Annotated in this window: 12 protein-coding genes; 11 read left to right on the top strand and 1 reads right to left on the bottom strand. The window is 69.0% G+C overall.

Translation table 11 applies throughout. The features are described from left to right. The first annotated feature begins 186 nt into the window (after positions 1-186). From BLU77_RS07980 to der, 9 genes are all read left to right on the top strand, one after another. Complete coding sequence (locus BLU77_RS07980) at positions 187-1,053, top strand: ParA family protein (protein ID WP_245708724.1); 867 nt, start codon at positions 187-189, stop codon at positions 1,051-1,053. A gap of 17 nt (positions 1,054-1,070) precedes the next feature. Continuing rightward, positions 1,071-2,012, top strand: a complete 942-nt coding sequence (locus BLU77_RS07975) for a segregation and condensation protein A (RefSeq protein WP_089773071.1) — start codon at positions 1,071-1,073, stop codon at positions 2,010-2,012. Continuing rightward, positions 2,009-2,641, top strand: coding sequence for an SMC-Scp complex subunit ScpB (gene scpB, locus BLU77_RS07970; RefSeq protein WP_089772446.1), 633 nt, complete (start codon positions 2,009-2,011; stop codon positions 2,639-2,641). The genes BLU77_RS07975 and scpB overlap by 4 nt, the downstream gene beginning before the upstream one ends. After that, positions 2,638-3,444, top strand: coding sequence for a pseudouridine synthase (locus BLU77_RS07965; protein WP_175476982.1), 807 nt, complete (start codon positions 2,638-2,640; stop codon positions 3,442-3,444). Before scpB ends, BLU77_RS07965 begins: the two co-directional genes overlap by 4 nt. A gap of 4 nt (positions 3,445-3,448) precedes the next feature. Beyond that, positions 3,449-4,498, top strand: coding sequence for a DUF2332 domain-containing protein (locus BLU77_RS07960; RefSeq protein ID WP_089772445.1), 1,050 nt, complete (start codon positions 3,449-3,451; stop codon positions 4,496-4,498). A gap of 4 nt (positions 4,499-4,502) precedes the next feature. Further along, positions 4,503-5,627, top strand: coding sequence for a prephenate dehydrogenase (locus BLU77_RS07955; protein WP_089772444.1), 1,125 nt, complete (start codon positions 4,503-4,505; stop codon positions 5,625-5,627). Continuing rightward, positions 5,624-6,373 (top strand): (d)CMP kinase, encoded by a 750-nt coding sequence (gene cmk, locus BLU77_RS07950; protein ID WP_175476981.1) that lies wholly within the window; start codon positions 5,624-5,626, stop codon positions 6,371-6,373. Before BLU77_RS07955 ends, cmk begins: the two co-directional genes overlap by 4 nt. After that, positions 6,370-7,074 carry a lysophospholipid acyltransferase family protein gene (locus BLU77_RS07945; RefSeq protein ID WP_089772442.1) on the top strand — a complete coding sequence of 235 codons (705 nt, stop codon included), beginning with the start codon at positions 6,370-6,372 and terminating at the stop codon, positions 7,072-7,074. Before cmk ends, BLU77_RS07945 begins: the two co-directional genes overlap by 4 nt. Before the next feature lie 169 nt (positions 7,075-7,243). Further along, the gene (gene der, locus BLU77_RS07940) at positions 7,244-8,722 is read left to right on the top strand and encodes a ribosome biogenesis GTPase Der (protein ID WP_089773069.1); all 1,479 of its coding nucleotides are present in this window, start codon (positions 7,244-7,246) and stop codon (positions 8,720-8,722) included. Positions 8,723-8,840: 118 nt separating this feature from the next. Here the strand turns inward: der and BLU77_RS07935 are convergent, their stop codons facing one another. Then, positions 8,841-10,217 carry an ABC transporter substrate-binding protein gene (locus BLU77_RS07935; RefSeq protein ID WP_089772441.1) on the bottom strand — a complete coding sequence of 459 codons (1,377 nt, stop codon included), beginning with the start codon at positions 10,215-10,217 and terminating at the stop codon, positions 8,841-8,843. Positions 10,218-10,493: 276 nt separating this feature from the next. On the opposite strand from BLU77_RS07935, the gene BLU77_RS07930 reads away from it, so the two are divergent. Together BLU77_RS07930 and BLU77_RS07925 are read left to right on the top strand one after the other, a co-directional pair. Beyond that, on the top strand, positions 10,494-13,073 hold the full coding sequence (locus BLU77_RS07930) for a glycoside hydrolase family 38 N-terminal domain-containing protein (protein ID WP_089772440.1): 2,580 nt from the start codon (positions 10,494-10,496) through the stop codon (positions 13,071-13,073). Positions 13,074-13,107: 34 nt separating this feature from the next. Continuing rightward, complete coding sequence (locus BLU77_RS07925; protein WP_089773068.1) at positions 13,108-14,178, top strand: LacI family DNA-binding transcriptional regulator; 1,071 nt, start codon at positions 13,108-13,110, stop codon at positions 14,176-14,178. Positions 14,179-14,209: the final 31 nt, after the last annotated feature.

Here is a 14,209-nt window from a genome sequence, read left to right as displayed (position 1 = left end):
GCAGACAGCCTGGCACCCATGATCTGGCACAGCCAAGGGAATAATGCGCACGCCGCGATCGTCGGCCCGACGTCGACGTGACCCGCTCTCGTCAGGACCTGAGGGGAGCCGGAGTACCCCGCAACGAGCCCGGACTACCCGCACTGGTCACGCCCTGAACGGCGTGCGCGGTTGGTAATGGCCCCAGTGGCCAGTAGGTTTGGCGGGGTGAGTACCGATGCAACCGAGCTCCGCACCGACCGCGACTTCCCCGTACCGGAGCCGCTGAACGGGCACGGCCCGGCGCGCATCATTGCCATGTGCAACCAGAAGGGCGGGGTGGGAAAGACCACCACGACCATCAACCTCGGCGCCGCGCTGGCGGAGTACGGCCGCAAGGTCCTGATCGTCGATTTCGACCCGCAGGGCGCCGCGTCGGCCGGTCTCGGCTTCAACGCGCACGAGCTCGATCAGACCGTCTACACCGAGCTGATGGCCGCCAAGCCGGACATCCACCAGGTCATCCAGCAGACCGTGGTTCCGGACCTGGACCTCGTGCCGGCGAACATCGACCTCTCTGCGGCCGAGGTGCAGCTGGTGAACGAGGTGGCCCGCGAGCAGGCGCTCGGCCGCGTGCTGCGCCCCGTCGCGGACGACTACGACGTGATCCTGATCGACTGCCAACCCTCGCTCGGGCTGCTCACGGTCAACGCCCTGACGGCGGCCCACGGGGTGATCATTCCGCTGGAGACCGAGTTCTTCGCGCTGCGCGGCGTGGCCCTGCTGGTGGAGACGATCGACAAGGTGCGGGACCGCCTGAACCCGCGCCTGCACACCGACGGCATCCTCGCCACCATGGTGGACAACCGCACGTTGCACTCCCGCGAGGTGCTCGCGCGAGTGAGGGAGGCGTTCGGCGAGACCGTCTTCGACACGGTGATTGCGCGGACGGTGAAGTTCCCGGACGCCTCGGTGGCGACCGAGCCGATCACCACCTACGCCCCGAACCATGCCGGCGCCTACAACTACCGCAAGCTCGCGCGCGAGCTCATCGCCCGTGGCGACGTGGCCTGACTCCTGATGCACCCGTGGTGACGGTCGAACCTGTGGCGAGTTCCGCCGTCGAGGACTCACCGGACGGCTTGGTCGACGGAGCGGACGCGCGCACAGCGAGCGCCCACCACCGGGCGACGTTCGAGGTGCGGCTGGAGAACTTCTCCGGTCCGTTCGACCTGCTGCTCTCCCTGATCGCCAAGCACAAGATGGACGTCACCGAGGTGGCACTGGCGGTGGTGACCGACGACTTCATCGCCCACATTCGCGGGCAGGAGGAGTGGGACCTGTCCCAGGCGAGCGAGTTCCTCGTGATCGCCTCCACGCTGCTGGACCTGAAGGCGGCACGACTGCTCCCGCGCGGCGCGGTCGAGGACGCTGAGGACCTGGAGCTGCTGGAGGCCCGGGACCTGCTCTTCGCACGCCTGCTGCAATACCGCGCCTTCAAGGAGGTGGCTGCCCACCTCGGCGCCGCCTGGGAACGGGCGGGCCGCGCCCACCCCCGGGAGGTAGCGCTCGAACCCCGGTTCGCCGCCCTGCTGCCCGAGCTCATCATGCAGATCGGACCCGAGGACCTGGCAGCCCTTGCGGCCCAGGCCCTGGCGCCGAAACCTGCTGCCGAGGGTGTGGACATCTCCCATCTGCACAACCCTGCGGTGAGCGTGCGTGAGCAGGCAGCGATGATGGTGGACCGACTGCGGCGTTCCCGGAGTCTGTCCTTCCGGACGCTCACCGATGACGCGGACGGGACACCGGTGGTGGTGGCGCGTTTCCTGGCATTGCTCGAGCTGTACCGTGAGGGAGCCATCGGCTTCGACCAGGCCGATCCGCTCGGGGAGCTGACCGTGCGGTGGACCGGTGCCGATGCAGGGGACGTCGATGTGATCGACGACTACGACGACTCGGGCGGGGCCGTCGACGCAGGGGCCGGCGGCGAGGAGACCGAGAACAGCGACGACACCCAGGAGGGCCCCGGATGAGCACGCCCGAGGACACACCGCCGGCGCAGCAGCCGGAGGAGATGCCCGCCGCCGCGCGCGTACTGGATGCTCCGGGGGGACTCCCGTCCGCGCTGGAGGCCATCCTGATGGTGGCCGAGTCACCAGTGCCTGCCGAGCGCATCGCATCGGTCTTGCAGGTCCCGACGGCGGAGGTCACCGCGGCACTGGAAGGTCTGGTCGCCGAGTACACCGGTGGGCAGCGCCCGCACGGGTTCGAGCTGCGCGAGGTCGCCGGGGGGTGGCGCTTCTACTCCGCGACAGCCTTCAGCGACGCCGTGGATGCCTTCGTCATCGACGGGCAGACCGCGCGGCTCACCCAGGCCGCGCTGGAGACCCTCGCAGTGATCGCCTACCGGCAACCGGTCTCGAGGGGCAGGATCTCGGCCATCCGCGGCGTGAACGTGGACTCGGTCGTGCGTACCCTGCTCGCACGCGGACTGGTGGAGGAGGCCGGCCAGGACGCCGAGGGTGGTGCCACGCTCTACCGGACCACCTCCTACTTCGTGGAGCGGCTCGGACTGCGTAGCCTCGACGACCTGCCACCCCTGGCTCCCTACCTGCCCGACATGGACAGCTTCGACGACATCGACGGAAGCGGCACACGATGACACCCTCCACCTCCCGCGGCGGCCGCCGCAGCAACCGCCAGCAGCGTTCGCCGCACCCGGCCCGTGATGTGCACACCCCCGACGGCGTCCGGCTGCAGAAGGTCCTGGCCGGTGCCGGTTTCGGTTCCCGCCGGGCCTGCGAGGAACTCATCGCTGCCGGGCGGGTGAGTGTGGACGGGGTCCAGATGCGCGAACTGGGCGTACGGGTGGACCCGAAGCGTGCGGTGATCCACGTGAACGGGTTGCGCGTACAGCTGGACGACTCGCTGGTCACCATCGCCCTGCACAAGCCGGCCGGGGTCTACTCCACGATGGCGGACGAGTCGGGACGCCCGGACCTGTCCCAGTACGTGGCTGATCGCCGGGAGCGGCTCTTCCACGTCGGGCGGCTGGACGCTGAGACGACCGGGCTGATCCTGCTGACCAACGACGGCGACCTCGCGCACCGCCTCACCCACCCCTCGTACGAGATTCCGAAGACCTACGTCGCGAAGGTCGAGGGCGCGGTCGCGCGCGGCCTCGGCGGCCGGCTCAAGGACGGGATCGTGCTCGAGGACGGCACGGTGCGCGTGGACGCCTTCACGGTGCTCGAGACCACGCCGCAGGCGAGCGTGGTGGAGGTGGTGCTGCACGAGGGGCGCAAGCACATCGTCCGCCGGCTGTTCGAGGAGGTCGGGCACCCGGTCACCCAGCTCAGCAGGACCACCATCGGTCCGATCCGGCTCGGCCACCTCAAACCCGGCCGTACGCGCGTGATCGAGGGACGTGAGCTGGGCAGCCTGATGACCGCAGTACAGCTGTAGTCGAATGCAGACACAGGCACGCGATACCGCCGCGTTCTACCGTTCCTGGGCCCAGGTAGAGGCGCGTGGTTCGTCACCGCAGTACCAGGCACTGGCCGAGGCAGTCGCGGACGACCCGACCACCATCGCCTTCCTCGACGCCCTCCCACGCTCGAAGCGGCAGCCGAACCTGCTGTTCGGTGCACTGCGGTGGTTCGGCGCCCCGGTCGAGGACCCGGCCGCCGCCTTGGCACAGTTGCGGCAACAGACGGCGGAGGTCGCGGCGCTGATGAGAGCTCGTGCCACGCAGACCAACGAGGCCGCGCGATGTGCGGTGATGCTGCCGGCACTTGGACTGGTCGGCGGCCCGCTCGCGTTGCTGGAGCTCGGTGCCAGCGCTGGTCTGTGCCTGCTCCCGGACCGGTGGTGCTACGCCTGGACCGACGAACACGGTCGTACGACCCGGCTCGGCGACGCCTCGGACCCCGGAGCTGTGCTGCTGGAAGCGAGCGTCCGGGGCAATCCACCACTTCCCGATCGCCACCCGGAGATCGCCGCACGGCTCGGGCTCGATGCGCACCCGGTGCAGGCCGGTGACCCGGACGAACGCCGCTGGCTCCGGTGCCTCGTCTGGCCCGAGCACACCGAACGCGCGACGCGGCTCGCGGCGGCGCTGGAGATGGCCGCGCGTGCACGTGTGGACATCCGCGCGGGCTCCTTCCCTGACGACATCGCCGAGACGGTCGCAGCGTTGCGCACCGCAGCTCCGGGAGCACCGGTCGTGGTGACACACAGTGCCGCAGCCGCCTACCTGGATCAGGACGGTCGGCACCGGTTCGCATCCGAGCTGGACGCTCTGGATGTGCATCGGATCGGGCTGGAAGGGCTGGCGGTGAGCCGCGACCTGGGGGTGGCAGGCCTGGAGGATGTGGACGTCCGGGAAATGGCGCACCGATTCGTGCTGAGCCTGGACGGACAAGCCCTCGGCACGGCGCACCCGCACGGCCGAGACCTCGACTGGTGGTCGCCGGGAGCGCCGGGACCGGAACCGGCCGGAGCCGCCGGTAAGGTGTGACCTCGTGACGGCCGACGATCCCACCGCGACCCGTGGCCCGGTGCACATCGTCGGCACCGGGCTGCTGGGCACGAGCATCGCACTCGCGCTTACGGCACGGCAGGTACCGGTGACCCTCTCCGACACCTCGCCCTCGATGCTGGCCCTGGCCCGCGATCTGGGCGCTGGGGAGATCGACGCGCCCGCGGCGCCCGCACTGGTGGTCGTGGCCGTACCGCCTGACGTGACCTCAGGGGAAGTCGCACGCGCACTACGGACGTTCCCGGACGCCGTCGTGACGGACGTGGCGAGCGTGAAATCGGTCCTGCTCGCCGAGCTGCGCGAGCTGGGCGAGGCTGATCCCCAGGTGGACCTGAGCCGCTATGTCGGCTCGCACCCGATGGCCGGCCGGGAGAAGTCCGGCGCCGCCGCTGCCTCCGCGGACCTGTTCATCGGCCGGCCCTGGGTGATCGCGGCGCACGAGCACTCCACGGACACCGCGGTGCTGACCGTGCGTGCACTGGCCGCCGATGCGGGTGCCTCCGTGGTCTCCATGGACGCTGTCGAGCACGACGACGCTGTAGCGCTGATCTCCCACGTCCCGCAGTTGATGGCGTCGCTGATGGCCGCCCAGCTGACGGAGGCGCCGGAGCGGGCGCTCGCCCTCGCCGGTCAGGGCGTGCGTGACGTCACGCGAATCGCTGCCTCCGACCCGCGGCTCTGGTCCGCGATCCTGACCGGCAACGCACGCGCCGTGAGTGGGCTGCTGCGTGGCATCCGGGACGAGCTGGACTCGCTCGTAGCAGCGGTGGAGCGCGCGGCCGCGGACGGACCTCTCGCCCCCGGGGCCGTGGCGGGGATCTCTCGACTGATCACTGCCGGCAACCACGGGGTGTCCCGGGTGCCCGGCAAGCACGGGGGAGCGCGGCGCCGCTATGCCGAGGTGACCGTGCTGGTGCCGGACGAGCCCGGTGAGCTCGGCCGGCTGTTCTCCGAGGTGGGAGAGATCGGCGTGAACATCGAGGACTTCCAGATGGAGCACTCTCCGAAGCAGAAGGTGGGTATGGCGATCGTGTCGGTGACACAGGACTCGGCGCAGCCGCTCGAGCAGGCACTGGAGCAGCGTGGCTGGCGGGTGGTGGCACCGTGAGCGTCGATGGAATCGTGGTGGCCATCGACGGTCCCAGCGGGTCAGGAAAGTCCACGATCAGCAGACGCGTGGCGGCCCACTTCGGGCTCGGTTACCTCGACACCGGCGCCATGTATCGCGCCGCCGCGTGGTGGTGCATCCGCGCGGGCGTGGACCTGGACGACCACTCGACGGTGGCTCAGCTCGTCCGGGAGATGCCGCTCGAGATCAGTACCGATTCCGCCCATCCGACGTTCATCGTGGGTGGGGAGGACGTCGGGGTGGTGATCCGCAGCACCGAGATCTCCACCCGGGTGAGCGCGGTGGCCACCAACCTGGACGTGCGCGCCGAGCTGCAGCGCCGGCAGCGCGACGTGATCGCCGCCGAGAGCGGGCAGGCTAAGACCGGTCACCAGGCGCACAGCGGCGGCCGCGGCGTGATTGCCGAGGGCCGCGATATCACCACGGTGGTGGCCCCCGACGCCGACGTACGGATCCTGCTCCTGGCCGATGAAGAGGCCCGGCTTGCCCGCCGGGCACGCGAGGTGCACGGCACGGTGGACGAGGTGAGTCTTGCGGCCACCAGGGACCAGGTGATCCGTCGGGACGCGGACGATTCCACCGTCTCCAACTTCACCACCGCCGCAGATGGCGTGATCAGCGTGGACACCTCCGCACTCACCCTCGAGGAGGCGGTGGCCACCGTGCAGGAGATCGTCTCCGCCGCATCCACCCGCAGCACCGGATCCCCCGAGGAGCACTCATGAGCAGCGACCGAGCCGCGACCCCCGGCCAGGCCATCACCGCTGCGCAGATCAAGCGCTGGGGCCCGACCTGGTCCCGCCGGGTGGGCTGGTGCCTGGCACACGGCGTGTGGAACACGCAGGTGGTCGGGGGCGACCGCATGCCGCGGACCGGCCGTTTGCTCGTGGCCGCGAACCACACGGGCATCATCGACGGTCCACTGCTGCACGGGGTGATCCCGCGGGAGTCGCACATCATCATCAAGGAGGAGATGTTCTCCGGGGTGATCGGGTTCCTGATGCGCAACGCGGGACAGATTCCGGTGGACCGACGCAACGGGCGGGCCGCGTTGCAGACGGCGCTCACTCTGCTGAACGAGGACCGCCTGGTCGGGGTGTTCCCCGAAGGCACGCGCGGGACCGGCGACGTGAAGCAGACCAAGGCAGGGATCGCCTGGCTCGCCGTGCGGTCCGGCGCCCCGGTGCTCCCGGTGGCCATCCTGGGTACCCGGCCCGCCGGGAAGAAGCCCGGCTATATCCCGGGCTTCCGGGGACGGCTCGTGGTGGAGTTCGGCGAGCCGTTCCAGGCCGTCGCGCCCGAGGCGGGGATCGGGCGGACGGCGGTCACCGACGCGATGGGCACGATCCAGGAGCAGTTGAGCATGCACGTGCACGGAGCGTCCGAGCGGCACGGCGTGCCGCTGCCGCGGACTACCGAGATCTGACGACGGGCAGGGTGCTGACGATCGCCGGTCGCAGGTGATCCGACCATGACGTGCGCGGACCCACATCGGATCGCGTTAGGTGTAGGACCGCACAGCGGGGAGAATAGCGGCTGTGAACGATGAGTCGAAGCCTACAGAGCGCCTTGCCGCCGACGACGTGTCCGATGACATGCTCGTGGACCCGCGACGCCCTGATCTGACCGAGACCGCGGAGGACGGCCAGCGTGCAGAAGCGTTGCGCGCAGGCCTGCGGGAGTACGAGCTGGAGGAGGACGACCTCGCCCTGCTCGCAGGGGGCGACGACGTCACGGACCGTGCCGAGCCGGCCGGCCCGCCGCCCGTGCTCGCCGTGGTCGGGCGACCGAACGTGGGCAAGTCGACCCTGGTGAACCGGATCCTCGGCCGTCGTGAGGCCGTCGTGCAGGACACACCGGGCGTGACCCGGGACCGGGTGAGCTACCCGGCCGACTGGTCCGGGCGCCAGTTCACCCTCGTGGACACCGGCGGCTGGGAGCGTGACGCCAAGGGGTTGGGCAGCCGCGTGGCCGATCAGGCCGAGATCGCGATCGCCCTGGCCGACGCGGTGCTCTTCGTCGTGGACGCCGTAGTCGGGCCCACGGACGAGGACGAGTACGTGGTGCGAATGCTGCGGCGCGCCGGCAAACCCACATTGCTGGTCGCCAACAAGGTCGACGATCAGCGCGGTGAAGCCGATGCGGCGCTGCTGTGGTCGCTCGGCCTGGGCGAGCCCTACCCCGTCTCGGCACTGCACGGTCGTGGTTCGGGCGACCTGCTCGATGCCGCACTCGAGGTACTTCCGGAAACGTCCGCCGTCGGGGGCGAGATCCCGGAGGGCGGGCCACGGCGCGTGGCCCTGGTGGGCCGGCCGAACGTGGGCAAGTCGTCCCTGCTGAACGCGATCTCGGGCGCCCACCGTGTGGTGGTCGACGAGGTCGCCGGGACGACGCGGGACCCGGTCGACGAGCTCGTCGTGGTCGGCGGCCGTCCCTGGTGGTTCGTGGACACCGCCGGGATCCGACGTCGGGTGCACCAGACCTCCGGAGCCGACTTCTATGCCTCCCTGCGGACCCAGTCTGCGCTGGAGAAGGCCGAGGTGGGGGTGGTGCTCATCGACGCCAGCGTCCCCATGACCGAGCAGGACATCCGCGTGGTGCAACAGGTGATCGATGCCGGACGCTCCCTGGTGATCGCCTACAACAAGTGGGACCTGATGGACGACGATCGGCGGTCCTTCCTCGACCGGGAGATCGAACAGCAGCTCGTGCAGGTGCCATGGGCACCGAGGGTGAACTTCTCGGCGAAGACCGGCTGGCACACGAACCGGCTGGTGCGCGCGCTCGACACGGCGCTGGAGTCCTGGGACACCCGCATTCCGACCGGGAAGCTGAACGCCTTCCTCGGTGAGGTCACCGCCGCCAAGCCGCACCCGGTGCGCAGCGGCAAGCAGCCACGCATCCTGTTCGCCACGCAGGCGAGCACTCGTCCGCCCCGATTCGTGCTGTTCACCACCGGGTTCCTGGACCCTGGCTACCGGCGCTTCGTCGAACGCCGGCTGCGTGAGACCTTTGGCTTCGAGGGAACCCCGATCTCGATCGGGGTTCGGGTGCGGGAGAAGCGCCGGCGCTGAGTGCGCCTCGGGCGCGGCTGAGCGCACCTCGGGCGCGCCCTGTCGACACAGACCACAGGTGGCGTCGGATCTGCTCTCGCAGACCCGACGCCACCTGTGTCTGGGCTGGCGGAGTCGATCAGCCGCCAGCGGTCACGTTGTCGTAGGCCCGCATCGCCGCAGCCTGTGCCTCGGCGAGTGCCTCTTCAGGTGTTGCCTCACCGAGCAGCGTGCTCGTGATTGCGTTGTTGAGCTCGTTCTGAATGTCCTGACCGGCGGGAGAAGCGCCGTAGGTCTGGCCGTAGTCCAGCACCTCGTAGTAGGTGGAGATCACCTGGTCGAGCCCTTCGTTGCCGGTCGGCACGACCCACTCTTCGCGAATGCTGGTGTCGGCCTCGGGTGAACCGGTGAACAGCCCGGTGTTGATCCCACCGTCCGCCTCACGCGTCTCGCCACGGGCCTGGCCGGCGGCCTCCCAGCCTTCCAGGGAGGTCAGGTTGAGCATCCAGGCGCACGCGGCTGCCGGGTTCTCGGCACCGGCGGGCACCACGAACGCAGTGCCGGAAGCCACGGAGAATGGTTCGCCGTCCGGGCCCCGGAACGGCACAGCCTGCAGGTCGAGGTCGTCGACATAGGGCACCAGCACGTTCGGGTACCACTGGGGGTTCACCTGTGCGCCGACCTGGTTGGCCACGAACTGGTTGTTCTCGCCGAAGGTGTCGAAGGAGTCAGTGAAGCTCTTCACCTCGGCGAAGCCGCCCTGGGCGTCGGTGACCTGCTGCAACAGTTCCAGTCCGGGCACGTTCGAGGGGTCGTCGAGAGTGGGCACTCCCTCGGCGTCGGTGAGTTGTCCACCCATACCGAGAATCCACAGTTCACCCTGCCCGGTGGCTACCGGGTCCAGTCCCAGTCGGTTGGGAACGCCACCCTCCTCCTGGTACATGGTCTCGATGGCATCGAGCAGCACCTCGGGCTGGGACGTGTCGATGTCCTCAGCGCTGACCCCGGCCTCGTTCAGCACGTCCATGTTCAGCAGGATCGCCGGTGGCTGGAAGAACTGCCCGACGCCCCAGATCTGGCCGTCGAGGCTCATGTCGTCGATCACGAAGGGGTAGTAGTCCTCTTCGGGCGTGACGTCATGGGCCGCGTAGCATTCATCCAGCGGCAGGAGCAGGTCCTGCGCGGCATAGGTGGCGACGTACCGGCGGTCCATCTGGACCACATCGGGCACATCGCCGCTGGCGAGGCGGGTGGTGAACTTCTGGGCGTCGAAACCCGTGGCATCCAGCTCGATCTCGAGATCCGAGAGCTGCTCCGCCGCATAGTCGAGACGGGACTGACCGACGTCGTCGGCGTTGTTGAAACCCCAGGCGGACAGTGTGCCGGTGGGCTCGGCACCCCAGTCGACTCCCTCGGCGCCGCCGTCCCCCTCATCGCCGGTGTCGCCGCCACCACAGGCGGCGAGGATCAGCGCGGTGGGGAGTGCGGCGAAGATCAGGCGCTTTCTCGTCGTCATCTCACAAGTCCCTTCGTGTGACTGCCCGGCGACTGTGCCGGGAGGTGGGTGCCGCCGCACCGTCGTCGGTGCCGCGTATGGAATCCTTCCCACATCGAACGGTAGACGACGGGAGGCGTCATCACAAGCGGAGTGATCAACCCGTGACCTGCATTTCTGTGATATTTGGGATAAATGCGCGGATTGGTCGCCATTCGTGTCTTGCTCCTGTGGTGTAGAGGAGACTAGTGTCGGTGTGGCAACGATGCCAGAGAAGGAAAGGCCCAGGATCTCCTGATGTCCCGTATTCGCCACCTGTACCTGGTGGGACACACCCATCACGATGTGGGCTACACCCTGTCACCACGACTGGTGGACGGTCTGCACACCGAGATCGTCACACGTGTGCTCGACCTCTGCGACGAGCACGACGGTGACGGTCCGGACGCGTTCCGGTGGACCTTCGAGGTCTCCCGCCCGGTGCTGAAGTTCGTGGCCGAGGCGACGCCGCAGGATGTGGCACGGCTGGTCGCTCGGGTGAACGAGGGGCGCATCAGCCTCACCGGGGGCTACTTGAACATGACCCAGCTCCCGAGCGAGGCCGAGCTCGATGTGGCCTATGACGCGCTGAGCACCCTGCGAGACGCAGGGCTGACCCTGCGGACCGAACAGCATGGTGATGTGAACGGGATCGCGTGGGGAACGGTGGAACAGATGCGCCGTGCCGGCCTGGACCGGCTGGTGATGGCCCTCAACCCCGATCACGGACGACCGCCGTTGACCCAGCCGTCCGGCTTCTGGTGGGAGGGCGTGAGCGGCCAGCAGGTCTTCGTCTGGTTGTCCACCCACTACGGGATCGGCGAGGAGTGGGGGATCATCGACGGGGACGTGGACCTGGCGGTGCAACGCATCGGCGAGCTCGTGGCTGATCTTGAGGCACGCGAGGACTACCCGTATGACGCCGCCCTGGTGCACGCCGCCAATGACAACAGATGGCCCACCGCACTGTTTCTCGATGTCGTCCGCCGCTGGAATCAGCTGCATCCGGATCGTCCGATGCGTACGGCGACAACGGACCAGGCCCTGGACGCCCTCCTCGAGTCAGCCAGCGGCGACGCGGTGCCCGCGCTGCGTGGTGAATGGTCGGACTGGTGGTCGCACGGTCACGGCTCCACGGCTCGCGAGGTGGCGGTCTATCGAGAGGCCCGCAGCTTCACCCGGGCTGCCGGATCGCACCTGGCGCTGACAATGCTTCGGGGCGACGGCCCGGTGAGCTACGCCGACGTGATCGGATACCGTCGGGCTCCGGTACGGTCGCGTCCACCGTCGCGTGTGGTGCGCGACCTCGACGCCGTGGACGAACAACTGCTTCTCTTCGGCGAGCACACCTGGGGGTCGTGGGAGACCTACAGCAAGCCGTTCTCGACCCTGTCTCACTCTCACTGGAATGCCAAGGCCGGATTCGCTTACGGCGCATGGGACGTCGCGCGCGACCTGGCGGTAGAAGGGATGCACCGCCTGGTGGCCTCCGGGACCAGCGAGCAGCTCCCGGAGGTAGACGCGACCCAGCCGCCCACGGTAGTCGTCACCAATCCCACCGAGACCGAACGGACCGAACCGGTCGAGGTGGAGGTCGATGGCGCCCGCCGGGTACGCCTGGTCGCGACGGTGCCCGCCTTCGGCCTCACCAGGTTGCCATTGCCTGAGGAAGGCGAGGTGCGGACCGAGAGCGAACGCGTCGACCTGACATTCGGACACTACCGGCTCACGGTCAGCAGGGCCGGTGGCGGCCTGGTCTCGCTGGTCGATGAACGCCATGGTCGCGAGCTCGTCGACACTGGTACGCCTCATGCGCTCGGTGCCGTCGTGGTGGAATCCGTGCGCCCCGGCAGCACGCACCCGATGCTCACGCGTAGCCCCAAGGATTTCCACCCCGACAACCCCGGTCCGGACTTCGATCGGACACCGGCCACCATGAGCTCTCCGATCAGCGTGACCACCCGGTCGGACGCCGTCACGGTGGAGTGGGAGAGCACCCCGCCTGGGCTCCCACCGGCACGCACCACGCTCACCATCTATCGAGACACCCCCGCGATCGACCTCGCGGTGCACCTGGTGAAGCCGGAGGCATTCGGCCCGGAGAGCATCTTCGTGGCGTTCCCGTTCGCCTTCGCCGAACCGCAGTTCCTGCTGGAGACCGCGGGTGCGGTCTACCGGCCGGAGGAGGACCAGCTCCCGGACACCTCGAAGGACTGGTACTCGATCCAGCAAGCGATTGGTGTCGGTGACGTGACATCGGGAGTGTTGTGGTCGAGCTACGACGCACCGTTGGTCCAGCTGGGTGACTTTCACACGGGCACGTGGGCACGGACGTTGGAGCCGCGCACTGGCCATATCAACAGCTGGCTGATGAACAACCTGCACTTCACGAACTTCCAGGCCCGGCAAGAGGGCACTCGCACCTACCGCTACCGGTTCCTGCCCATCGAACAGCCTCCGGCCGCTGCGCAGGTCGCGACGTTCGGACGAGATGCCGGGGTGCCGCTGCAGGCGCGGGCCACCCGGATACCGGTGCCGTGGCAGGGAACGAGCGGACTGTCCGTGACCTCCGACGGGGACGTGCTCACCGAACTGCGGCCGGTGAGTGAGGACCAGGTGCGCGTGCGGCTCCGAGAGACCGCCGGCAACTCAGCCCGTGCGCTGGTCGAGACGCGGCTGCCGGGGCACCGCAGTACGCGGGAGGTCACCGTCCCGGCCTGGGGGCGAGCAGATGTGGTGCTCGACGTCCGCGAGCGTCGCGAAGACGCCGAGGGGCCAGCGGAGATCGATACCATGCCTAGCAGCGGTGCAGGCGACGAGCGGAGCGTAACCAGATGAGACGTCCCAGCCAGTGCTCGAGCCGGGAGGCGCGATGAGCAGCCCGACTCGTCGGCCCACCATTCGCGACGTGGCCGAGACAGCGAAGGTTTCCCGGTCGACGGCGTCCCGTGCGCTGACCGGCCGTGGTTACGTTGCACCGGCCGTGCGCGAACGCGTCCAGTCGGTGGCCCAGGAGCTCGGCTACGTCCCTGACATCACCGCCCGCTTCCTCAAGCAGCAGACCAGCCGTTCCATCGGTGTGCTGGTCTGGGACATGCGCAACTCCTTCTACGGCGAGCTGGCATCCGGGATCAGCCAGGAGTCACGCAAGCACGGCTACAGCATCATCCTGGCTGACGACCTGACCGGCCCGGAGGCCAAGGTGGAGGTGGCCGAGCGCTTCCTCGCCATGCGAGTGGCGGGTGTCATCATCACCCCCACGAGCCCGGAGGTGACGACGTACCTGGCCGAGCGCAATGTCCCGGTGGTGGAGGTCGACCGTCAGTTCGCTGCGGGCCAGGTGGATGCCGTGGTGGTGGACAACATGACGGCGTCGCGACGGGCCACCGAGAGCTTGCTGGCGGTGGGTCACGAGCGCATCGCCCTCGTGATCGACGAGATCGACTGGACCACCGGACGGGACCGCCTCGCCGGATACCAGGCGGCGCTCGCTGCGGCCGGTCATGACCCAGATACCGCATTGGTCGTGAGCGCCGGATGGGACGTACCGAACGTCTATCGTGCCGCGCGGGAGCTCCTCAGCCGTGAAGATGCCCCGACGGCGGTGTTCGCCGCGAACAACGTGCTCGCCGAGGGAGTGTGGCGGGCCGCGACGGACCTGGGGATCACCATCCCGGACGACCTCAGCCTGGTGGCCTTCGACGACGCTCCCTGGATGACGCTCGTCTCGCCGCGGGTGACCGCCGTGGCACAGGACTCGGTAGCGCTCGGCGAGATCGCAGTGCGTCAGCTGCTCGAGCGGATCGAACGCCCCGAGGTCCCGGCTCGGACCATCATGCTCGCCGCGCTGCTGCGGGAGCGCGAGTCCACGGCGCCGCCGCCGGAGCGACCGGCCAGGTGGAGCACCGAGCCAGGTCCGGAGCAGGCCGCGAGCAGCTTGTGATGCGGACCGGGCTGACCGGCTGGTATCGGGT

Origin of the sequence: Ruania alba (assembly GCF_900105765.1) — a bacterium.
GTDB lineage: Bacteria > Actinomycetota > Actinomycetes > Actinomycetales > Beutenbergiaceae > Ruania > Ruania alba.
The sequence above is the reverse complement of the archived record's forward strand: the minus strand, read 5'-3'. Positions and strand labels throughout refer to the sequence as shown.

Bases quoted from the DNA above. Each gene is read 5' to 3' on its own strand.
- BLU77_RS07945 (WP_089772442.1), top strand. From the start codon at position 6,370: ATGAGCAGCGACCGAGCCGCGACCCCCGGCCAGGCCATCACCGCTGCG.
- BLU77_RS07935 (WP_089772441.1), bottom strand. From the start codon at position 10,217: ATGACGACGAGAAAGCGCCTGATCTTCGCCGCACTCCCCACCGCGCTG.
- BLU77_RS07930 (WP_089772440.1), top strand. From the start codon at position 10,494: ATGTCCCGTATTCGCCACCTGTACCTGGTGGGACACACCCATCACGAT.
- BLU77_RS07965 (WP_175476982.1), top strand. From the start codon at position 2,638: ATGACACCCTCCACCTCCCGCGGCGGCCGCCGCAGCAACCGCCAGCAG.
- der (WP_089773069.1), top strand. From the start codon at position 7,244: ATGCTCGTGGACCCGCGACGCCCTGATCTGACCGAGACCGCGGAGGAC.
- BLU77_RS07960 (WP_089772445.1), top strand. From the start codon at position 3,449: ATGCAGACACAGGCACGCGATACCGCCGCGTTCTACCGTTCCTGGGCC.
- scpB (WP_089772446.1), top strand. From the start codon at position 2,009: ATGAGCACGCCCGAGGACACACCGCCGGCGCAGCAGCCGGAGGAGATG.
- BLU77_RS07925 (WP_089773068.1), top strand. From the start codon at position 13,108: ATGAGCAGCCCGACTCGTCGGCCCACCATTCGCGACGTGGCCGAGACA.